Source organism: Nostoc sp. (assembly GCF_036919495.1).
Lineage (GTDB): Bacteria > Cyanobacteriota > Cyanobacteriia > Cyanobacteriales > Nostocaceae > Nostoc.
The window spans coordinates 1-21,611 of record NZ_JBALBZ010000017.1; the positions used below are offsets into that span (position 1 = coordinate 1).

14 protein-coding genes and 1 tRNA gene are annotated in these 21,611 nt (G+C 42.3%); 7 read left to right on the forward strand and 8 right to left on the reverse strand.

The features are described 5' to 3' along the window. On the forward strand, positions 1–290 hold a 290-nt coding region (locus V7K25_RS01820; RefSeq protein ID WP_335154539.1), incomplete at its 5' end, for a Uma2 family endonuclease. Between the two features lie 149 nt (positions 291–439). Here V7K25_RS01820 and V7K25_RS01825 read toward each other — a convergent pair. The 6 genes from V7K25_RS01825 to V7K25_RS01850 all read right to left on the reverse strand — a co-directional run bounded on the left by V7K25_RS01825 (position 440) and on the right by V7K25_RS01850 (position 10,769). After that, the gene (locus tag V7K25_RS01825) at positions 440–1,357 is read right to left on the reverse strand and encodes a GEVED domain-containing protein (RefSeq protein WP_335154541.1); all 918 of its coding nucleotides are present in this window, start codon (positions 1,355–1,357) and stop codon (positions 440–442) included. 266 nt (positions 1,358–1,623) lie between these two features. Further along, positions 1,624–1,935, reverse strand: a complete 312-nt coding sequence (locus V7K25_RS01830) for a hypothetical protein (RefSeq protein ID WP_335154543.1) — start codon at positions 1,933–1,935, stop codon at positions 1,624–1,626. Further along, positions 1,925–5,866, reverse strand: a complete 3,942-nt coding sequence (locus V7K25_RS01835; RefSeq protein WP_335154545.1) for a TonB-dependent receptor — start codon at positions 5,864–5,866, stop codon at positions 1,925–1,927. Before V7K25_RS01835 ends, V7K25_RS01830 begins: the two co-directional genes overlap by 11 nt. Beyond that, a complete protein-coding gene (locus V7K25_RS01840) occupies positions 5,863–7,404 on the reverse strand; it encodes a hypothetical protein (RefSeq protein ID WP_335154546.1) in 1,542 nt (513 codons plus the stop codon). Before V7K25_RS01840 ends, V7K25_RS01835 begins: the two co-directional genes overlap by 4 nt. A 166-nt stretch (positions 7,405–7,570) precedes the next feature. Then, positions 7,571–8,134: a hypothetical protein gene (locus tag V7K25_RS01845; RefSeq protein WP_335154548.1), complete on the reverse strand. Its 564-nt coding sequence runs from the start codon at positions 8,132–8,134 to the stop codon at positions 7,571–7,573. Between the two features lie 163 nt (positions 8,135–8,297). Continuing rightward, positions 8,298–10,769 carry a beta strand repeat-containing protein gene (locus V7K25_RS01850; RefSeq protein ID WP_335154550.1) on the reverse strand — a complete coding sequence of 824 codons (2,472 nt, stop codon included), beginning with the start codon at positions 10,767–10,769 and terminating at the stop codon, positions 8,298–8,300. 850 nt (positions 10,770–11,619) lie between these two features. Here V7K25_RS01850 and thrC (V7K25_RS01855) point away from each other — a divergent pair. Together thrC (V7K25_RS01855) and V7K25_RS01860 are read left to right on the forward strand one after the other, a co-directional pair. Beyond that, positions 11,620–12,930 (forward strand): threonine synthase, encoded by a 1,311-nt coding sequence (gene thrC / locus V7K25_RS01855; RefSeq protein WP_335154552.1) that lies wholly within the window; start codon positions 11,620–11,622, stop codon positions 12,928–12,930. A 90-nt stretch (positions 12,931–13,020) separates the two neighbouring features. Further along, positions 13,021–13,296: a ubiquitin-like small modifier protein 1 gene (locus tag V7K25_RS01860; protein ID WP_109007243.1), complete on the forward strand. Its 276-nt coding sequence runs from the start codon at positions 13,021–13,023 to the stop codon at positions 13,294–13,296. Between the two features lie 454 nt (positions 13,297–13,750). On the opposite strand, the gene V7K25_RS01865 is transcribed toward V7K25_RS01860, so the two are convergent. Continuing rightward, positions 13,751–15,400: an iron uptake porin gene (locus tag V7K25_RS01865; RefSeq protein WP_335154554.1), complete on the reverse strand. Its 1,650-nt coding sequence runs from the start codon at positions 15,398–15,400 to the stop codon at positions 13,751–13,753. Positions 15,401–15,727: 327 nt separating this feature from the next. On the opposite strand from V7K25_RS01865, the gene V7K25_RS01870 reads away from it, so the two are divergent. Beyond that, on the forward strand, positions 15,728–18,103 hold the full coding sequence (locus V7K25_RS01870) for a hypothetical protein (RefSeq protein ID WP_335154556.1): 2,376 nt from the start codon (positions 15,728–15,730) through the stop codon (positions 18,101–18,103). Between the two features lie 100 nt (positions 18,104–18,203). On the opposite strand, the gene V7K25_RS01875 is transcribed toward V7K25_RS01870, so the two are convergent. Continuing rightward, complete coding sequence (locus tag V7K25_RS01875; RefSeq protein WP_335154559.1) at positions 18,204–18,395, reverse strand: hypothetical protein; 192 nt, start codon at positions 18,393–18,395, stop codon at positions 18,204–18,206. Positions 18,396–19,248: 853 nt separating this feature from the next. On the opposite strand from V7K25_RS01875, the gene thrC (V7K25_RS01880) reads away from it, so the two are divergent. The 3 genes from thrC (V7K25_RS01880) (at position 19,249) to V7K25_RS01890 (ending at position 21,523) form a co-directional block, all read left to right on the forward strand. After that, positions 19,249–20,340, forward strand: coding sequence for a threonine synthase (gene thrC, locus V7K25_RS01880; RefSeq protein ID WP_335154560.1), 1,092 nt, complete (start codon positions 19,249–19,251; stop codon positions 20,338–20,340). Positions 20,341–20,577: 237 nt separating this feature from the next. Then, positions 20,578–21,168 (forward strand): chromophore lyase CpcT/CpeT, encoded by a 591-nt coding sequence (locus V7K25_RS01885; RefSeq protein WP_335154561.1) that lies wholly within the window; start codon positions 20,578–20,580, stop codon positions 21,166–21,168. Between the two features lie 284 nt (positions 21,169–21,452). Further along, positions 21,453–21,523, forward strand: a tRNA-Cys gene (locus tag V7K25_RS01890). Positions 21,524–21,611: the final 88 nt, after the last annotated feature.

Sequence of the window (21,611 nt, forward strand, 5' to 3'; positions counted from 1 at the left end):
AAAAATGGGAGGCTTTAACTCAGACTCAACAAGAAGAAGAATTTTCCCCTCTAGCACCTGATTTTGTAGTCGAATTGCGTTCTAGTAGTGATTCTTTCAAAAAACTCAGAGAAAAGATGCAAGAGTATATTAACAATGGCGTTCGTTTAGGTTGGTTGCTTGATCCGAAGAATAAAATAGTAGAAATTTTTCGTTTAGAGAAACAGATAGAAATATTAAAATCTCCTACAACTGTATTTGGTGAAGATGTTTTACCTGGGTTTGAATTGAATTTAAATAAAGTATGGTGAAAAGTGCAAATTCAACCTTTTATTAATTTCCGTTATCGAAAACCCTTGTAGAGAGTTAGTACTGCTAACTCTCTACAAGGGTTTTTCACTCTTATATTGCAAAAATCGGAAAACCCTCTTTCCCCCCCAGCAAGAACTGCCCCCTGCCCCTATTTCACCTTGGCGCGGAAGCGAATAAAGCCATAAGAATTAGCTGGAGTCCTAGATCCATTTTCTGAAGGTAGATTTGACAAATCTGGACTCCGCGTGATACTCACTACCACAGCCCCATTAGTGTTACTACCACAGGATAATGGTATGCCTGATTCATTAGCTGTATAAAACTGTCCGCGATCGCCATCTTGTGCATTGGTAAGATAAGCCGTAGGAGTGCTAGAACCAAGCCCAAGAGCAATACCTTGATCTGCTCCTGGTAAGCCGCCATCACTAGGAGTCATACCATTAAAAGCAGTAGGAAGAAAAGTAGTATTGGTAGGTATTAAGTCACAAATTTGCACACTAGTAAGATCACCCTGTCCATTAGAAAGGAAATAGATGGTGTATTCTAACTCATCTCCTGGCTTGACTGTCCCACCGTTGATCAATCCGCGCAAGTAACCACTAGGCCATGAGTTACTGCTATCATCATCAAGGTCATTAGGAGATGCTACGTAGTTAGCAGCGTTAGTAGAAACGTCGCTACGACCATCCACAATATTGGTTAAATCCTGGTTATTAATGCGGGTAATCCGTTTAACTAAAATTAGCTTAGGTTGACCTCCTAACGTCACTGGGTAATCTTCCACCTTTCCAACTCCCTGTGAACCTGTTGGGCTGGGTGTTGCAACTGTAGTAGTCGTAAACCGGAAACGAGCAAAGCTACTACCAAAGGTTGCATTGCTGGTTACGGTAAAGGTTAAAGTATTGTTCCCGGCATTGAGTGGAACATTATTAACTGTTGCAGGTGTGCCTAAGGTACTGAACGATCGCTGGATATATTGAGCTTGCGCTGACGTAGGTTGAAGTACTAATGTCGCACCGATCAGCCCCCAACCAAAAATATTAAAATCTTGCCATAAATTCTTCATTAGTAAATCACCATAAGAGAACCTTTAAATAATGCTGTTCACCTTAACCATAATCATCACTGAGGGCTGATTAATCTCAAATAAATCTTCAGTCTTTAGCTTACCCAAAATCATCGATAATCTACTATCTATATTCAGATTTACTGCGGCGATCGCTTTTAAATAGTGAAAAAAAGATTTGATTTTAAATTTAATTAATCCTGGCTATAAATTGACGATTTGTATAGACGTTGCATTGCAAAATCTCTACATTATGGGTATAAACATCACATCCCTAAATTTGTAGGGTTATTTTTGTCCCATTTGATGGGATTATTAATGATGTATTCTCGAATTCGGTCTAAAGAAACATCAGCGCGAATGATGTGGTCATAAAATCGAGGTTGCCAAGCAAAATCTTCATAACTATTTTCTCGATACCAACGGGTAACGGCAGATTTATACGATCGTGCGATCGCACTTAATGAACATGGTTTTGGGGATATTTCGGACATGAATTGACGCTGGGTAACGTCGCATAAAGTTTCCTGTTGAATTCTGTCGCGTTGTCTTCTACAAATAACCGTTTTATATTTCACGCTTTTGCATCGCCGTTGTTGCCGCTTTGAGTTTATTCACCAAAGTTTTCATTGCAGATTCCTGTGGCTGGCGTGGCGGAATCTTTTGTTGTCCAAAGCCATCAAACAATTCGTTGAGTTTGACGCTGATACCCAAATATGCACCTCCCGCAGAACGTGTTCCTGAAAAATCCCGATCGTCAACTTTACCAAACACATATCCAGCCGAAACGCGCAGGTTAGGTGTGAGGTAGTAGCCTGTTTCTACAACAAACCCTGTTTCGCTGTAGCTAGACTGACTAATTACACGAGCCTCACCCACCAAATCCCAGCTATATCCCAAACGATAGGTAGCTCGTAATTGGGCCAGATTTACTGTGCTAGTACCAGCTAAATCATTGGCTATGTAAGAAGTACTGTTACGCAAAGCATACTTACCGTAGAATTCCCATTGCCAGTTAGGAGCGTAAATCGCTTCTAAAGCAAAGGTATGGTCTTGGGAACCTGTACCACTTCCTAAGAGGATGGTGTCAGGAATGGTTGATGGATTTTGCCGATATTCATAACGCAATAAGGCATTAAATTTATCGCTATTGGGGTCGCGGTAAGCTAAACCCAGCTTTAAGTTAGCAGTATCTCCCAATCCTGAAAGCTTTTGATTGGAAAAACCAGCTTGTTGATAACGTACTAAAGCTGTCAGAGCCGGAGAAATTTTACCAGTAACACCTGCGCTAATTACTGTATTACCACCACTAGAAGAAGAACGATGTTCATAACGGGCGCTGGCTTGAAACTGTGGATTATCAGAGTATTCCAACCCAACGCTGTAACTATCGCCACCATCAAATCCGATCACAGATGCTGATTGACCAAAAGCGAAGGGTTGGGCATATTGTTGGCCTGCTCCAGTCCGTCCGAAGAAGTTGCCAAATACGTGTTCGTAAGCAACATTCAGCCGCAATCCCGAAGCAATAGTCCAACGATTATTTAGACCAATTGCTCCTTGAGTAGTCATTTCATTTGCACCACCCAAAATTGAGTAACGACCGGTCAAAGTAGTATCTGATCCGAGTTTGTGTTCACCGTTGACACTTAAGCTGGTGATGGAATTACCCGAATATTGACCGCTAGTGTAAAACTGTTGGGCCAGACTAATATTCACACCAGGAATTGCTGCCCAATTTAACCCGAAAATAGTCCGGTCTGGGTAAACAGGATCTTTTTGGGAAGATAAACTTAGTTCATTTTGCGCCTGAAAAGTCAGGTTCTTCGCAATGGGAACTGAAAAACGCGATCGCAGTTGATCAGAAGTACTACTTAGGGCACTGTCAGGGATGCGGTCTTCCCGATGACGATGAATCCAATCCAGATCAATAGTAGCTTTACCCAAACGTTGTTGAATCCCGGCGGAAATCGTTGTCAGCGAATTATCAACTTTGCTCCCAGGTATCGCTTCAGAACGAGGTGTAAACAGTTCTTCAAAGGTATCTAGGGGTTGGGGAGCAATGCCAAAATTGTCTTCGTGGTCATATTGCACTCTAACGTTAGTGGTTGAGGCCAATTTAGCTGTAACCTGCGCTCCATAGCGGGTTTGTCCTGGGACAAAGCTGACAGTGGCATTATTGGCAAAACCTGTATCAGCAAAGCGATAATAAGCACGACCTTGAATTCCATTAGTAATCTGTCCCTCAGCTTCCAGCCGGTAAGCGTCACCGCTAACCTTTCCCACAACATCAGAATCATTAGTGGAATGGGCATATTCTGCGATTAAATTACCCTGATTACCCAAAGAAATCAGCGCATCTGCACCGTAGAGTTGAAACTCACGCACTCCCTGACTTTCTTGAACGTAAGTTGCTCCGATCCAGCTTTCTTGGTTCAGCTTACGGGAAAGGTTATATTGCAAACGACCAGCATAGATATTGCTATCAGAGTTTTGGCTATCGTATTGATAGGTAACAACAATCCGGCGTACCAATACTTGTCCGACTTGATCAATATCAGTACGGAGGATGGGTTCGCGGAATAATAAAGTACCGCGATCGTAGTCGATTTCGTAGTCTGGGCCTCGGTTAAGCTGTTTTCGGTCTAGTACAGTCCCAGGACGATTGAGTTCTTCTAACTCGATAAAGACATTTTCGCTACCTGGCTGTAGTATTCTGCGAGAGAGGAAGTAATAACCACTAGTGCCATCAGGAGCAATGGTATCCCGTTGAAACCCTTCTAAATGGTTGCCATACAAACCTGTAATTTGTAAGTTCCCTAAATTGTAGTTAGCCTTAAAACCGTGGAGTTGACGGGTGATAGAAGTAAATTGCTGCGATCGCCGCGCAAATTCTTCTGTATTGTAGTCACCCCACATGGCATAATCAGGGGAAGATCCGGGTATACCAGTTGATCGCTCCAAACGCAGATATACACTGTCAATGGAAGGAGTGACGACATCAACTTTCGAGCTATCGCCATAGACAGGATAATTTTGCTCACTGGATTGGTAAGTTCTAAACAGACGATTATTACAATCACAATCTTCATTGAGGCTACGAGAACTGTTATATGCGCCTGTAAATAACCATTCCCCGATCGCACCAGTGGCAAATACTGCTGAGTGGAAATCTAATTGCGTTCCATTGTTTTTGTCAGGAGGAAGGAAATCACGGAAACTGCCATAATAATTTGTACCTCTAGCACCCAAACGTAAATCTACTACCCCTGTCACCAAACTCGGGCGCAGTGCCGTTTCAAATTGTAGTTGGGTAAAGGCTTCTAAATTATTAACGATCGCCCGAATTCGGACAGTTTCGGCTTTGAGTTGCGATCGTAACGTAGCTGTAAATTGTCCCCTTTTCGCCTCCACTTGAAATCCGGGTTCATCGGGTTTAAAGTCTTTCTCGACAAACTCCCCAGCAGTAGGTATCAAAGTAATAACAGCATCACGATTAGAGCGATTGCCATTTGCATCGATCAGTTGACCCCGAATTGTCGCTGTGGAACGTCCATCTGCTGGGATGCGAGACTCAACTGTTTCTAAGGTTAGTTGCTGTGGCGCTCCCCGGACTGCGACTTGCACCGTTACAGGGGGTTCTTTTCTTCCAACTACTTGTGCAGAGATGGTATTTTTACCTTCTTTTAACGAAACACCATACCATGTCTGCGTTATTAAATTGGTGGTGGCATCACTTTCCGTGCGTCCCACCAAAGAAGAATCTACCAAAACGCCATTCACCCGCAATTCCACCTGACTTCCAACGGTAAATTGCACAGTGACTGTGGTAGCTTGTACATCTACAACGCTGTCTGCCGTCGGAGTCAAAATTTTGATTGCTGTGGAAATGGCGGGAGTGGGGGACACGGGAAGATTTTTATTCACTCCTTGTCCGTTCTCTACTCCCGCTATTTTGCTTAAGCCTCTAGGCAAACCTACGGAACTTGCTGGTTGAAATGGTTGTATTTGCCTTGGAGAAGCTTGCAACTGTATTTCGGCGTCTTTACCTCCATCATTCTTGTCCTTGATTCCGGCTATTTTGCGTAATCCTTTGGGTAAATCTACGGTGACTGCTGGTTGAAATGGTTGTATTTCCGTTTCACTTAGCTGAACATCTGGAATTGAAGTATCAGTAGTTGGTGGGGAAAGAAATTTGTGAGATGGAAGCTGCTTGGAACTTTTCAGATCATCTGAAAAAACCAAAGCCGAACCTAACTTCCTGGCACTGTTCCCTTGTATAGAAAGAAGAGAATTTAAAGCCTCTCCCCTGCTCCCTGCTCCCTGCTCCCTTACCTCTTCTTCAACACCCTTATCTACTTGCGAAGGAGAATCAGAGAAAAAGAGGTTTTCACTTACAGGTTCTGCTTTGACTATTGTAGGGTACAAAATAAGGCTGAGAGCTACTCCCGGCATCGCCCCCATCAACCTCAAGTTAAATGTATTTACATAGTGCAGTCTAGGTTTCATTTCTTGACTGGCTCCTGGAAGGTAGGGGTAACTGCGAAATTCATACGTACCAAGCCACCAGGCTCTAAACGCACTAGACGAGATTGGCTATTACGTTCACGGAATTTGTTATTGGGAGCCAAAGTATAACCAGGAAGACTGCTGAGGTCTAGTACACCCGTATGGTTTCCTGGTAAGACATTGGCTAATGAAAACAAACCATTCGGATCTGTTGTAATACGGTTTCCATCCTCCAGAAAAATCACCGCATTTGGGACTCCAGGCTCACCACGCTGTTGTTCACCGTCAAAGTTTTTATCAACAAACACGCGACCGATGATTGTGCCACAATCAGAAACGATTCCTGGACGAATTTTTAACTGGTGCGTTGCTGGCCCATCCTTAGTGCTAAAACCGTTGTCAGTTCGGCGGGCATTAGCGATCGCACTATTACGACCTGTTCCCCGCAAAGCATCCGCTGTTAGTTGAGCCGCGTAAGCAATATTTAAGACTTTCTCTGTAGGAATTGTTACATCTGTGCGGAATGTCAGCGTGTTTCCATTGCCTTCTGAGGTGATAGCGATCGCTTGACCATCCAACTCTCCCCGCACAGATTTAGGCAAGAACTGGAATCCTAAAGGTAAGTTGTCGGTGACAACTAAATTATTCAAACCAGCATCAGCGAGATTTTTTACTGAGAGGCGGTAAATCACTGTGTCTCCAGGTTCAGCAGTAGCGCGATCGCCCGTTTTGATAATCTGCACCTGATTGGGTTGACACAAATTTGTACTGAAATCAAAGCCAAAGAAGTTCAGTGCTTGCGTTTCAGCATTGTTAACTACAACAACCGTATTCTCGATCCTTGTCTCACCTTGAACACCAATTGGCTGACCATCTAAAGAAGTAGCGACATACCGCACGAGATTATTACCTTCAGTGCCAGTGCTAGCAATGATTTCAATCTTGATGCGTCGTTGTTTAAAGATGGAATTTGCTGGTGGATTGACTACAAAAATGTAGCTTCTACCTGGATTAGTTTGACCCTTATTGGGATCGAGGAGGAAATTGTAGACACCGGCAGGAGTATTCGTAATAAAATAGGGATTACTATTCTCGATATTTGGCGATTTGCCACCGGGAACGTTGTTATTAGGAATATCAGGCAACTCTGTTCGAGTTAGAGGAATTAAGTTTCCCAATTCTGTCCCTGTTGGATCGCTGGGATTAGGTTCGTATAGACCAACTGAAAAACCTGTATAGTCAGGTAAAAGTTCGCCACCGCAACCTAAAATCCGCCCTAATGGGTCAACTAATGGGTTAAAACTAACATTAAGCTGATTAGAACTTCCTTGATATTTATAATTACTAGCAGGGTCTGTATAAGTATAAGCAGCTTGATTTATTAATGGCACAGACGCAGCCAGATTGTTAGTCGGTTGCGCGATCGCTGGTATAGGTATAGTAGTATGCAAAACACTTGCCAGAAGAGCAGTAGCCGTTAACCTTTGATACCAGCTACTGCTAGAAGTAATTTGGTTTTTGTTTTGAGGACGGCTCACTGAACATATCTCCTCTGGAGTGCCACTTTTCTTGTTAATAAAAGCACTTGTTTATCTATCGAAGATCCCTCCGATTCTCCTTATAAAGCAGGGCTATTTCATTCCCTTTACCCCCTTATAAAGGGGGTCGCCAGAGGCGGGGGGATCTTATGCGTATAGGTGTGAATCAGCGCACTTGGGTTTGATAAGTTGCCTTAACTGTTGTCTTTGCTGCAACTAACGGAACTTGCAAACGGATATGGGTGTAAACATTCGCTGGTGCTGGTTTTGTTTCCACTTTGCCGTCAGGAAGAGTAACTTTTACAGTAGGATTTTCGACAAAGCTGCGCCCGCCATCAATGCTGTAAGTAGCTTTAGTATTATTAGTTGCAACTACAGATTTCAATACGTACACCATTCCTTTAGGAATAGGTTGATTGAGAACCAAATTCTTCACTGGCCGATCGCTTGTATTCTCACCGCTCAAGGTATAGCGAAGCACATCTCCTGGTTGCACCACAGCTTGACCTTTCAAAGGTTGCCATGTCTTGCTTTGCTTACCTTGTTGATCCTGTGCCACCACTTGCTTTTCTGCCTCTAAGCGCAACTGTAACTGCCCTTGAGGTTTGACATTTTGAGCGATCGCGCTTGTAGAATGCCATAGAGAAGCCACTCCCGGCACTTGACTGACAAATGGAACGGTAGCAATAAGTGCGATCGCTCCTAAACCTGCAAAAGAAAGACGCTTCATATAAATAACCTCAAAAAACTTTCACAATGTCGATTGTTGATTTATCTTTCCCTGTTTTCGCAGGGGAATAATCAGTTTGTAGTTAGCGATTTAAAACTAAAGCGCTAACTACAAACACAGATGTGCTAACCCCTCTTTACAAAGAGGGGTGAAATCAAACTATTTAGTTAACCTTGCGTTGGAAGGTAAATGTTCTTAGAACACCAGGTGCAATCTGTCCGGTAGGAGTATTTACATACTTTGTGACATCACTATTTACCGTGGTTCCAGTTTGATCGACGCCAGGGTTACTAGCTGGATTACCAGTGAAGAACTCGATAGTTGAAGCCCCAGAATCTTTAGCTGAACCAACAATGTTGCTAGTATCAATTTGAGTGTTGTTGTCGTTGTCTAGCGCCCAGTTGTTGGGGGTTTGCGTACCATCTTCAGTAATCACAACTTTGTTAGCATTCAAAATCACGTTACCGGTTCCAGCTTGAGCATCAGAAATATTTTTGTATTGAATTTGGTACTCAATAATGTTGCCTGTAGCAGGGTTCTTCGGAGTGATACTGAATGTGCCATCAGTCCCTTGCACTGCTGGGCCAGTTCCTTGTAAAACTCGTGACACTTTCACCATCTGTAAGAAGCCAGTGTAGACGCGATCGATGGAGATGTTGTACGTTGTTTCAGTATTTTTATCCCATGCACCATTACTATCAGCATCAATGAAGGCAACAATGGGTACTAGGAAGCCCTTACCGATATCAGTCGATAGTTGCGTACCAGCTGGTAGGTCAACTTCTAGACCATAATTAACACTGGCACCAGCAGCAAGACCTAAGACTTTAACTGGTGCATTAACTGTTGTAAAAACACCATTAGTACTATCGTAAGTATAAACAGCAGATTGATTGTTATAGCTAACAGTCACCTTTGTACCATTTGGCAAATCTGTGAAAGTTGTTGGTGCGGTTGGCACTATTGTGATGTCGTTAGTGGCAGTACCGTTGTTCTTAATTGTGTTAGTGAAGCCAACTGATTGTGGGTCAAGTGTACTACCAGGTGCTGTGTTAAGAGGAACAAAGGCAGATTTGTTGGTGAAGTCGTCGTTGTTCCCCGATGGGCCCGTTGCATCAGGTGCATTATTCGGCCCATTTAAAACTGAGTTTGGTACGGCGGCTGAAATGGTATAACGGTTGACATTTCCTATAACAGAATTAGCACCTTGGTTGTTATTGCCCGTATCAACATTGGCGGGAGTAGTAGCATAATAGCCAGCGTCAGGTGTAGTAGGAAAGGCTCCAGTAGTAGGGTTGATGTTATCTGGGTTTTGGTCACCTGAATCGTCGAAGAGTAGGGGGCTAGCTGGATCGCCAGCAGTTGTACCGAACACTTGAGCGATGTTGTTAATATCGGTCGGAGCCGATGTAACACCAGTAGTCTTCACTTGCACAGTAAAGCCTGTAAAGGTTGTTCCAGTAGCAACGGAAGAAATAACGCTAGGATTATTAATGAAACCAACCCGTCTAACTACATTACCCGTTACTTGAGTAGGGTCAGTTTTCCACAAAGCAGCATTAGCATTTGTAGTTGCAGGATCTTCGCCAGCGTAAACTACTGTCCACCCTGGAGGAGCAGTTGGGGTACCATTAAGAGTTGTCGATGCTGGAAGTGCATCAGAAACTAAGATGCGAGAAACTGGATTACCATCTACATTGATACTTGTACCAGCTAAAGCTGCGGGTGTTAGCCCAGTATTGGTTACGTCGTTGCTCTCAACTCGCAAGCTTAAACCATAAGTCAGCACATCATCATTGAGTACGGAAGCATTACCAGCGTTGTAGCCTGTCCGAGTTTTGAGTATTGTGGCTAGAGCAACGGTTTTAACAGTGTTGCCCACTTGAGTTTGCTGGGTAATACTAGCTTCTCGTGTACCATTAATTGGTGCGCCAGCAACTTCTCCAGGACTTCCATCAGCGTTATCTACAGTATAAACGTCACCACCATCGGGACTCCGCAGTTGGTTTTGGGCATCACCAGGAGTATTACCAAGGGTAACTTTAATTATGTCACCCGATTTAGCGCCAGTCTGTACAGTCACTGGCACACGCACCAACACAGTACCACTAACCGGAATTGAGGGTGTATCTACACCACCGGCTGTTACGTTTGTCCAACTTGTACCACCATCAGTACTGTATTGCAGTGTGCCACTAGCTGGTGTTGCCCCATTTTTATCAGCAGGAAGTACACCAGAGACTGTACCAGGCCCAATTGTTGTTGCTTGGTTGGGAATATGGAATTTGGTGGGGTCGTTACCTACGTTTGTTATGGTGTAGGTGTAAGTTAGTAAATCGTTAACTCCAGCAGTGCCACCATTGTTATCTGTGACTCCAGACGCGCTGACAGTGATACCAGCAACCTCTGCTACAGTCAATATAACAGTGTTAGAGGTCGAATTTATGCTTGTCCCTGGCGCGTTGGGATCTTCGTAGGTAGCAGTCGCGGTGTTACTGATAGATTGACCAGCAGCTGTACCGTCAGCTAATACAGGTGCAATAAATTGGAAAAGGCTACTACTTAATAATGCTGTTGCTACTAGAGACTGATAGCGCTGGCGCTGCTTGTTCAGAGATTTGTTTCGGTTTACCATAAAAGTAGTTTGTTTATTTGCTGAACTTGATATCTTGGGTTTTGAAACAGGATAAAGTTCGGCAATTCCTTAAAGAATTACCGATTAGACGAGCCAAAACGTTGATGTTTCGGAGATGTCTAACTTGAGGAGTTAACTTATTGACACTCCTGAAAAACTAGATTGAGACAATAGGCAGCAAAGTTATTGCCTACTTGTTTTACGCTTACCGTTGATTATCAAAGCTAGCGATCGCAAATATGGGTAACTTAACTACTGTGTTTTGCTGAATCGTCGATGTAAATATAAATGTAGCTTTTGTAGCAAAAAAAAACTTCCGTAAAAATAAGTAATTTATTAAGCCATGATTTAGTGCATCAAAGCTGAAAAGTCAACTTCATTTTGGCAGCACACATAGCAAATCTAGGGGTGTAATCAGACATTAAAAAGACTAAAACTTATATATAGAAATGCTTTTGAGTCTTTGTTGTCATCTATGTTTACTACCGTGGTAGAGTCATTTAAATAAAAAATAGAAGGTTATTTTAAGTGATATAGATCACTCAAAATTGAGTAATAATTTCAATAAATGCAAATTTATCATATATAAAATGCAATTTAATCATATCAACTATAAGTGTTAAAACTGAGTACCTTGAGCTATCATCTAATTTTTTTAACAATTCTAATCTACGTGTAAATACTAAATATAACGTTTACGTATATAAAAATTTTACATAAATACTTTTTTTCAATACTAGCAATACCCGATAATTTTAGTCGGGTATGTTTGACTGGTATTTTTGCTCGTGTTAGTATCAGGCAAGAGCAGACAGACAAACGCAGAAAGACAAACAGGGAAAGCTAGTTTATGACTCAGGCAATCAAAACCCAAACCCAAACCCAAACCAGCACTGCCTACTTTAAAGCCTTGAAGTGTAAGGAATGTGGTGCGGAATATGAACTCAAAGCCAGTAATGTTTGTGAGTTATGTTTTGGCCCTTTAGAAGTCAAGTATGACTACAGCGCCCTCCGTCTGAGTGTCACTCGTGAAACAATTCAAGCCGGGCCCAATTCAATTTGGCGCTATCGTCCCTTTTTGCCTGTTGCAACTGACAATGTTATAGATGTGGGAACGGGTATGACTCCCTTGGTTCGTTCTCACCGCCTTGCCCGTCGCCTGGGTCTAAATAAGCTTTATATAAAAAATGATGCCGTTAATATGCCCACCCTTAGCTTTAAGGATCGGGTAGTTTCAGTTGCTCTATCGAGGGCGCGAGAGTTGGGTTTCACTACCGTTTCTTGCGCTAGCACGGGTAACTTGGCAAATTCTACAGCTGCGATCGCAGCTCATGCCGGTTTAGACTGCTGTGTATTCATCCCCGCAGATTTAGAAGCTGGTAAAATTATCGGTAGCCTGATCTACAGTCCCACCTTGATGGCTGTCAAGGGCAACTACGATCAAGTCAATCGTCTCTGTTCAGAAGTTGCTAATACACATGGCTGGGGTTTTGTCAATATCAATCTGCGTCCTTATTACTCTGAAGGTTCCAAGACGCTAGGTTTTGAAGTTGCGGAACAACTAGGCTGGGAACTACCAGATCATGTTGTTGCTCCCTTAGCTTCTGGTTCACTCTTTACAAAAATTTATAAAGGTTTCCAAGAATTTATCGAAGTTGGTTTGGTAGAAAACAAGAGCGTCCGTTTCAGTGGCGCTCAAGCTGAAGGTTGTTCACCTATCGCCCAAGCTTTTAAAGAAGGACGCGACTTTATTAAGCCAGTAAAACCGAATACAATTGCTAAATCGCTAGCGATAGGTAATCCAGCAGACGGCATTTATGCTGTGGAGTTAGCTAAGAAAACTGGTGGTAACATTGAATCAGTTAATGATGCAGAAATTATTGATGGCATCAAGCTGCTGGCAGAAACCGAAGGCATCTTCACAGAAACAGCCGGTGGTACAACTGTGGCCGTGCTGAAAAAACTTGTAGAAGCTGGCAAAATTGATCCAGATGAAACCACCGTGATTTACATTACCGGCAATGGTCTGAAAACTCAAGAAGCAATCCAAGGCTACGTTGGCGAACCCTTGACTATTGATGCTAAACTAGATAGTTTTGAACGTGCGCTAGAGCGATCGCGTACTCTGGATCGCTTGGAATGGCAACAAGTCCTCGTTTAATTATGAGTTAGGAGTTATGAGTTTTTTATCCATAACTCCTAACTCCGCACTCCGCACTCCTCACTTTTCAACTTTTCACTCTGTACTCCTATGGCTGTAACAGTTTTAGTTCCTACGACTCTTCAGAATTTGACTAATAATCAAGCTACTCTCGAATCTAGCGGTAGCACCATTGCTGAATTATTAGACTCTTTAGAACAAAGCTTTCCTGGGATTAAATCGCGGTTGTGCGATGAAGAAGGAAAGCTACGTCGATTTGTAAATTTTTACGTCGATAGCGAAGATATCCGCTATTTAGATGGTATTAACACAGCACTGAAAGATGGCGATGAAGTAAGTATTGTCCCTGCTGTCGCCGGTGGTTAATACTATTTATCCCGTCTTTTCTTTGGCTTGCTAGTTGGAAAAATCGCTTTAATACAAGTTCTGAACGTAAAAATCCTTCTAGTTATTTTATTGAATTTAACATCTAATCAATCTGCCATAGGCTAGAGCCTATGGCAGATTGATTTTCTATTTTTGTATTCGGCTATACTAAAGGAATTTTATATCAGGTTTCAGGATATTTGCACACATACTATGGGAAGATGCCCCATGAATAAATAATGAGTAAATTGATTCGGGATGTTGTTATGCACTGGATTTATATAGAGGTTTGGTTCACCGCCAAACCTTATTTTTATATCTATTTAAAATGCGGCATGGTGTATAGGAAATTGAGTATAGAGGATTGAAAAAGAAATTTCATTGGTTTGTGTGGTCAATTGGCTATAAGTATTTGTCAATATTTAAGTTTAATAATATTTATGTGCAAACTGAATTAAAAAAGAAAAGTACTCCGTAGAATGCCAACGGTAACGGAGTCACTATCTGGTGTGTGACCAGGCTCCATAATATGAATTATTCCTGGTGTAATGCTGATGTTATCTGTTAGCTGAAAACGATAAAATGCCTCAATTTGAGTGGTTGTACCTGGTTGTCCACCTGCACGTCCTAAACCAGTATTGATAAAATCAGGAACATTATTCCCTACAGGTAAGTTGCTACTGGTAATTTTAGGAGGTTGACCGACATAAATTCCCCCCAAATTTCCTTTAGCAAATAAATCAGGAAAATTCAGAAACACCATATAATTTGTCGTCTCTACATTTCCCGATTGCCCAGGAATATAAGATTTAGTATAACCACCCCATGCACCTGCGCTAATGCGGGGAGAAATTTGCCAAGTTAAAGTCGCACCCACAGCGTTAGTTTGCAGTGGTGCTGATTTTCCAGTAGTAGTATTAACTGTAGTTAAGCATTCATCGCCAACAAAGGTTAACAAACAACCATCCGAAGAGTAATTGTTAACGTAATACAAACTTAAATCTAGAGTATCGGTTGGTGTTAGCAGCAATTGCACACCTGTAGTTGTGTTGCCATCAAATAAACCGCTACCTTTCCCAGGATTTCCTGGTTGATAACTAGTATAAATTGCCTGCAAACTAGCGCGTTTAGCAAATTGCCAATCAATAGCTATACCACCATGACCATATCCCATATTTAAAATTGGGTTTCTTTGGGCAAAATAAGACAATGGACCTGTTGCAGCACTTTCTACCCGATTGGGGCCTCGGAAAGCAGCTGGCATACTTACGCCTTCTGTTCCCACCATTACTGCTAATTTATCTGTCACCAGCCAATGAAAATTGAGGTCACTTACAATCAAGCTATCTGTAGGAAATTCGTAGCCAAGAAAAACATCATTTCGAGAAACACTATTAGTAAATCTAGGCGAGGTTTTTCCTTTACCATCTAAAAGACCTGTAAATAAATAACTACGGGGAGTGATTTGACTAGTTAAATATAGTTGCGCCAGGGACATGACATTAGTGTTCGTCCCTGCATCATCTGTATCTTTTTGTCCATCTCTAGGATTCACATCACCACGATTGCTAGTCCGTCCTTGAATACCAACTATTAGTAGTCCACTAAGTTTGGTTGTTGTTGAGAATTGGTTGGCTTCGATTTCGGCGGTTTTGGCTTCTAAACTATCGACACGACCCCGCAAAGTTGCTAATTCAGGGGTAAATTCTGACTGCAATTTTTGTAATATTGCTAAATCTTCGCGGGTGACTAAATCGCTGGTGGCTGTAGTGATTAATTCGTTGACTCTATCTAAACAAGCATTCACTCCGGCGGCGAATTCATACCGAGTTAAGGCGCGATTACCGCGATAGCTGCTATCTGGATAGCCAGCTATACAACCATAGCGTTCTACCAAAGACTGTAATGCTTGGGATGCCCAATCGTTAGGTTGTACATCCTTGAGTTGAGAAACCGATGTAACTTGCGCCATCGGATTTACTGGGGAGAGGGAAGAAGAATTTAAATCTATACTTTCCTGCGCCTGAGTAGTTCCTGTGTAATCTTGTGCTAGTGCTTTTTGTGCAACTCCATTTACTCCCACAATTAGTAACCATGCGAGCATCCAGATTTTGCTATGACTGTGGCTTATAAGTATACCTTTCAACTTTTTAAACTCTGCTCACATACTTAAGTGAAAAGTGTATTCGCAATCATCAAGCATTCACATGGGAAATTTACGTATTTTGTCCCAAATTAGACTTAATCCTTCTGGGCAACTTCTGAAAGGACGAGTATAACAGGGTATTAGGTATTGGGGAATGGGGAGTAGGAAGTAGGGAGTAGGGAGTAGGGGAGAAGTTGCATTAAGTATTTCCCCTCTGCTTCTTGTGCCTCTTGTGCTTCTTGTGTCTAATGTCCAAAATATCCACTGGATTGATTGAAAACTAATATGCAAAATCGCTCACGCAAGCTGACGCCAAAAACCTCTAAAGAAAATAAACCTCATGCAGGTATGGTGAAACGCATCGTTAAAAAACGCCAGAAAAAGCTAAAACGGGGAAGTTGGTTGTCGTCAATGCTAGCGATGTCTACGACGGGCTACGCCTACGCAATTCTCTTCATTAGTGCTAGTCTAATTATGGCTTTTGCCTGGATTAGTGTTCTTTTCATCTTCAATCCAGATCAAGTAAGCTGGCTTAATAAAATTTTACCTGCATGGGTACAAATCCCTCTTGGTAATCACGAACGCCCCCAAACTCTTAAACAAATTCAACTTGATTTGAGTCGAAAAAACCAAATATTTGGGGAAACTCTGCCTTTAAATCAAAATACGAAAAACTCATTTTTATTGCCAGTTTTTCAACAGCGTGCTAATTGTCAATCTGATTGTGAAGAACTGGTAGAACTCAGGGTTTATGAACGCTCAGAAGAGTTAGAGTTTAAATCTCAGTCAGAAAATTACTACTATCTAGGAACTCAATTACCTGTAACTGGGCCAGATGAATCTTTTGTAATTTCTTCGCTTGATGGGACATCAGAACTCCAGGATATCAGCATTCCCCTACCTTTAACTGAAGTGCAACGGTTTGAAGGTGCGACACCATCACCAGGGGTTTGGTTTGATTTGCACGGTCAACGCCAACAAGGAACTGCTGCAATCCGCTACGGTTATGTCGTCTACTACAATCCAGAACGCAGGAATTTACTACAAATGCTGTCTTGGACTAGTCCTAATGGACAATTGCCCAAATGGCGGCAGGTAACTGGTGATGGTACAAAAGAGTTAGTTCTCGATCAAACTATAGGTTTTGAACCGCACTTTCAAGTTTACCAAGTCAAGCCTCTAAAGTTATTCCTCAAACCAATTCAATTGGAGGCGATTACCCTCGAATCACCAGCCCTTAAGGATTCTGCATACCAAAATGCTTTGTCAATTGCCCGTAGTGGACTGTGGACACCAGCCTGGGAATGGTTGAAATTTATCAAGAAACAGCACAAAGGAGTTTTGCCAGAGGCGGCGCAAGCGCAAATGGATTTGATTCGCTTGCATTCTCAACTTACTAAAACGCAAGCCGAGAAAATTTGGGCAAGTCCTAGTCAAGAAGTGCTGGCAGATTTGATTGATGGTCGCTGGGGGAAAGCTTTACAGGTGTTTGAAGCATCGCCACATAACACCCAAGAAATTGCTACCCTACTCAAAACTGATGAAAAACGGTTGTGGAATCGCATGGCGGCGGCGTTGCGGGTGAACCCAAATAGACTAGAGGTGCAAGCTTGGTTCGCCTTGATTTTAAAAGTTCAGCAGGGAGAAGGACATGCTAATTCCTGGTTAAAGGCGCAACCAAAAATTACAAAAGATAATCTTGCCTATATTCAAGGTCTGTTAGCCAGACTTAATAGTGAGGGTACATCGCAAATATCCTCTACTCACCCTAGTCAAATTGTTGGTACAGTCCAACCAATCACTCAAGTTACCAACACCGACTGGCTACAACCAAATTCCTCAGCAGATTTGAAACTCACAGATAATCAAGTTTGGTATCAGGTGGAGGTAAGTGCATTTCATGACGGTAAACGCTGGCTAAATTCACCTTTTGAGAATTTAAACCCACCCAAAACTGACACTGCCAAATTTTTATGGAAAACTTTGGGAATTAGTTCTGACCCTGAAATTCAAGTTGTGGTCTGGTTGCCAAATGGAGAACAACAAATTACTATAGCCGCTATCAAAGCGGTGCAACTACGAGATAAAGTTTTGCGTCTATTAGCTGCTGGCCCAAAAATCCTAGAGAATCAAAACCATGTTCTCCAACCCAAACCTTTAGCCTTAACAAATGCAGCACTGGAATGGGTACAACCATCTCCCATCACTCTCCAACAACTCCATCAACAAAATCCCCAAGGGGTGAAAGTAATCTTATCGAGTGTGTGGAAATCTTTACAGCAATCTGATGAAGTTCCGGGTGGTGCTATTCCTAGTTTTGAGCAGATGCAGGAAAAGTTGGGTGATTGGCCGGTTCAAGTAATTGATTTAACAAATAATGCTCAACCAGAAATAATACTGACTATTTCAGCAGGTGCAATAGCATCTTTGAATCAGCCTACACCTGAAAGTCAGGGGGAAAACCCAAAGCAAGGCCGTGACCGGACTATAATTTTGTCTGATAGCAATAAAGTCATTTACACTGATTTTACAGGAAATGACTTACAAAGATTATCTGCGATCGCCAAGCTTTCAGGGGTGCAATCCTTAGCTTTATTAGTAGAAAATGCTCATAACTACAGTTTGAGGCGCTGGTCAGAGAAAAATCAGCGCTTTGAATAGCATGCCCCTTACTCAAATCTACCCCTCACTTAAATTTAGATTAGAGAGGGGAAAAGCGTAGGCGTAGCCCGTCGTAGACATCGCTATCTCCAAAATTGAATTATTCTTTTTGGTTGGTTTCGGCTAGACGTTGCTGCTTCAGGTTTTCTAACTGCTCTAACAGAGAGTCTACTTCTGCTTGTAAATGCATCAACTTAGCTTGCTGATCGTCTTGATAATAAGACTTAGTTAACTTACTGACCCAGTTAGCGTGGGACTCGCGATCGGAAACACTAGGTAAACAAGTAGGCATCGCTAATTAAATCCAAAACTTAACTCACACCATTAGAAATATTATAATATTGCTTTTTTAAGCTTTATTAAAATATTGTGTATTTTCAATCAATTACTCTAATGGATTTTAGGTTCAATCATAAGAGACGGCGATCATAATGGCTGTGTTCCTGAGAAAACATTGCCCGAAGTGTGCAAAGCTTCCGTCCACTCAATGGTACTTAGCAATACTTAATTGATAGCCTGGCAATTCTAGTTGTATTAATTATTCTTGCTGTTACTGAGTAATTTACGTAAAAAATTCTCTGTAAATTATATTAAATTACGCCAAATAAGGTAAAGCACTTGCCGTCCGTGTAAAGTCTTTCTACCACTTGCCTACGGTACACTCTGCGAATGTAGAAGCAAGCTAGCAAGAGTGCCTTTGTCAGGACAAGGATAAAACTACCGCAAAAGAAAGGTAGGCTACTACGTATTTAAACTAAAAACATGGATAATTTAAAGTATTAGAATATACATAAATTTATTCACGGAGCGCCTGTAAAAAATGTGGCTTTTTGCAAAGTAGGAATAAGTGTTTCAGAGAGTTATTACGTAAGTCCCACAGATTTGTCTATCATTTTTCACTCCGTCAGCATCCCCAGTTCGCCGTGGCGGTTATGATAAACTCACAGTCGTAAAATAAAAATGGCAAAATCAAACGCCTGCACCACAAAAAATAATATTCTTAAATAATATTCTTTTGGAATTAGGGGACTCTTAACTAGAAACTGGTAAAGAAAAATTCGTTTTCTTCCTCTTCCCGATTCTGCCCTTCCCTATGCGAGCCTTTCTAAATATCCAATCCTTTACATTAAAAAATTTTAAATCCCGTGACTTTGAGCCTGTCTATTGCTAAATCTCATCGCCAACCCTGGCCCGGACTGATAGAAGCCTATCGCGAATACTTGCCTGTCAGCGAAAAAACTCCGATTGTCACTCTGTTGGAGGGTAACACACCTCTAATACCAGCACCTGCGATCGCAGAACGCATTGGCAGACAAGTGCGGGTTTTTGTAAAATATGACGGTCTGAATCCCACCGGCAGCTTCAAAGACCGAGGGATGACTATGGCAATTTCCAAGGCTAAGGAAGCTGGCGCAAAAGCAGTAATTTGTGCCAGCACGGGCAACACCTCAGCCGCCGCCGCCGCTTATGCAAGGCGTGGGGGCATGAATGCCTTTGTGCTGATTCCCGACGGTTATGTGGCACTGGGCAAATTAGCCCAAGCTTTACTGTACGGTGCAGAAGTATTGGCAATTAAAGGGAATTTTGACCAAGCCTTAGAAATTGTCCGCGAGATGGCTGAAAGCTATCCGGTGACTTTGGTAAATTCGGTCAATCCCTACCGCCTAGAAGGGCAGAAAACAGCAGCCTTTGAAATCGTCGATGCATTGGGTGATGCGCCAGACTGGTTGTGTATCCCCGTGGGCAATGCGGGAAATATCACAGCATATTGGATGGGATTTTGTCAATATCATCAAGATGGAAAGTGCGATCGCTTACCCCGAATGATGGGATTCCAAGCCGCAGGTGCAGCCCCCTTAGTGACCGGTCAGCCAGTAGCAAATCCCGAAACCTTAGCGACAGCAATTCGGATTGGTAACCCAGCGAGTTGGGAATTAGCTATTGCAGCGCAAACCGCAAGTCAGGGAAATTTTCACGCCGTTACCGATGCCGAAATTCTCGACGCTTATCGACTTTTGGCAGCATCAGAAGGTATCTTCTGCGAACCGGCTAGCGCCGCTTCTGTAGCCGGATTGTTGCAGGTGAAAGACCAAGTTCCTACAGGGGCGACAGTAGTTTGTGTCCTCACCGGTAATGGTCTAAAAGACCCAGATACAGCCATTAAACACAATCACAGTCAATTTAAACAGGGTATTGCAGCAAAATTGGGTGCAGTAGCCGAAGCAATGGGATTTTAAGCATGGAACTCAAAGCGATCGTAATAGCTAATTGAAAAATTGCGTAGCTAAACCCCATCAAAGGTATCATAGCCAGGATTTTTCAGTCTAGAGAGTATCAAAATAATCCTAGATAATTTTCAAACACTAGTTGATCATCTTGTAATGACCGAAACACACTCATAATACAAGCCTCTAAATTTATTTATGGGGATTATTAATTTTGAATCTTGAATTTTGAATTCGGAGCGAAGCGACGTGACTCATTCTACTGATATTGCCACTTTAGCCCGGTGGATGGCAGCTGACTTTAGCAATCAAGAACAAGCTTTTGAAAATCCGCCTTTTTATGCCCACATTCGCGTGTGTATTCGTCCCCTTCCGTTGGAATTGTTCTCAGGAGTAAGTTTGTTTCTCGAACAAGCTTATGATTTTATGCTCAATCAACCCTACCGGATGCGGGTAATGAAGTTGATTCCGGCAGAAAACCACATTGTTATTGAACACTATACGGTTAAAGAAGAACAAAAATTTTACGGCGCATCTCGCGATCCCGAACGTTTAAAAGTTTTATCCATTGACCAATTGGAAAAAATGTCAGGTTGCAACATGGTTGTAGAGTGGACAGGTAACAGCTTTAAAGGCAGGGTTGAACCTGGAAAATGCTGCATTGTAGTTCGTGACGGCAAAAATACTTATCTGGATAACGAATTTGAGATTGACGCTCAAGAATTTTTCAGCCTTGATCGCGGAAGAGATTTAGACACCGATGAACGTCTCTGGGGTTCTATCGCCGGTCCATTTCACTTTGTCCGATGGGGTAGTTTTGCCGATGAAGTCAAGGTGTAAGAAGTGAGGTGTGAGGAATTAAAACTCATAACTCATAATTGCTATGGTCAACCTATAATCAGGACTCTCTAGCGATCGCATAAAGACTACCATCTTACTATCTCTACCTAAAAAACTTTAGATTTTGTTCATGATGTCCATCTAGCGATCGCCTAAAGACTACCAGAAACTCTAGTTAAGCCACTATCTCTACGTCAGAATCCTATGCTATTATGGGTTAACTAGCGCCCTATGGCTACTAAAATATCTTATAAATATTAAAGTAGTTCAAGGAATTGTGCTGTGGCGGCATAGCCAAGTGGTAAGGCAGAGGTCTGCAAAACCTCCACCAAGAGTTCGAGTCTCTTTGCCGCCTTCCAAGAAATATAAGCACTACAGGGTTTTCAAGCCCTTTTTTATTGGGCGTTAAAGGCTTGTTTTCAAAGCCTTCAAAGATTTTTGGG

What these genes read in the sequence shown, in the direction of transcription:
- V7K25_RS01825 (WP_335154541.1), bottom strand. Translation starts at nt 1,357, where the DNA reads ATGAAGAATTTATGGCAAGATTTTAATATTTTTGGTTGGGGGCTGATC.
- V7K25_RS01835 (WP_335154545.1), bottom strand. Translation starts at nt 5,866, where the DNA reads ATGAAACCTAGACTGCACTATGTAAATACATTTAACTTGAGGTTGATG.
- V7K25_RS01845 (WP_335154548.1), bottom strand. Translation starts at nt 8,134, where the DNA reads ATGAAGCGTCTTTCTTTTGCAGGTTTAGGAGCGATCGCACTTATTGCT.
- V7K25_RS01850 (WP_335154550.1), bottom strand. Translation starts at nt 10,769, where the DNA reads ATGGTAAACCGAAACAAATCTCTGAACAAGCAGCGCCAGCGCTATCAG.
- thrC (WP_335154552.1), top strand. Translation starts at nt 11,620, where the DNA reads ATGACTCAGGCAATCAAAACCCAAACCCAAACCCAAACCAGCACTGCC.
- V7K25_RS01860 (WP_109007243.1), top strand. Translation starts at nt 13,021, where the DNA reads ATGGCTGTAACAGTTTTAGTTCCTACGACTCTTCAGAATTTGACTAAT.
- V7K25_RS01865 (WP_335154554.1), bottom strand. Translation starts at nt 15,400, where the DNA reads ATGCTCGCATGGTTACTAATTGTGGGAGTAAATGGAGTTGCACAAAAA.
- V7K25_RS01870 (WP_335154556.1), top strand. Translation starts at nt 15,728, where the DNA reads ATGCAAAATCGCTCACGCAAGCTGACGCCAAAAACCTCTAAAGAAAAT.
- V7K25_RS01875 (WP_335154559.1), bottom strand. Translation starts at nt 18,395, where the DNA reads ATGCCTACTTGTTTACCTAGTGTTTCCGATCGCGAGTCCCACGCTAAC.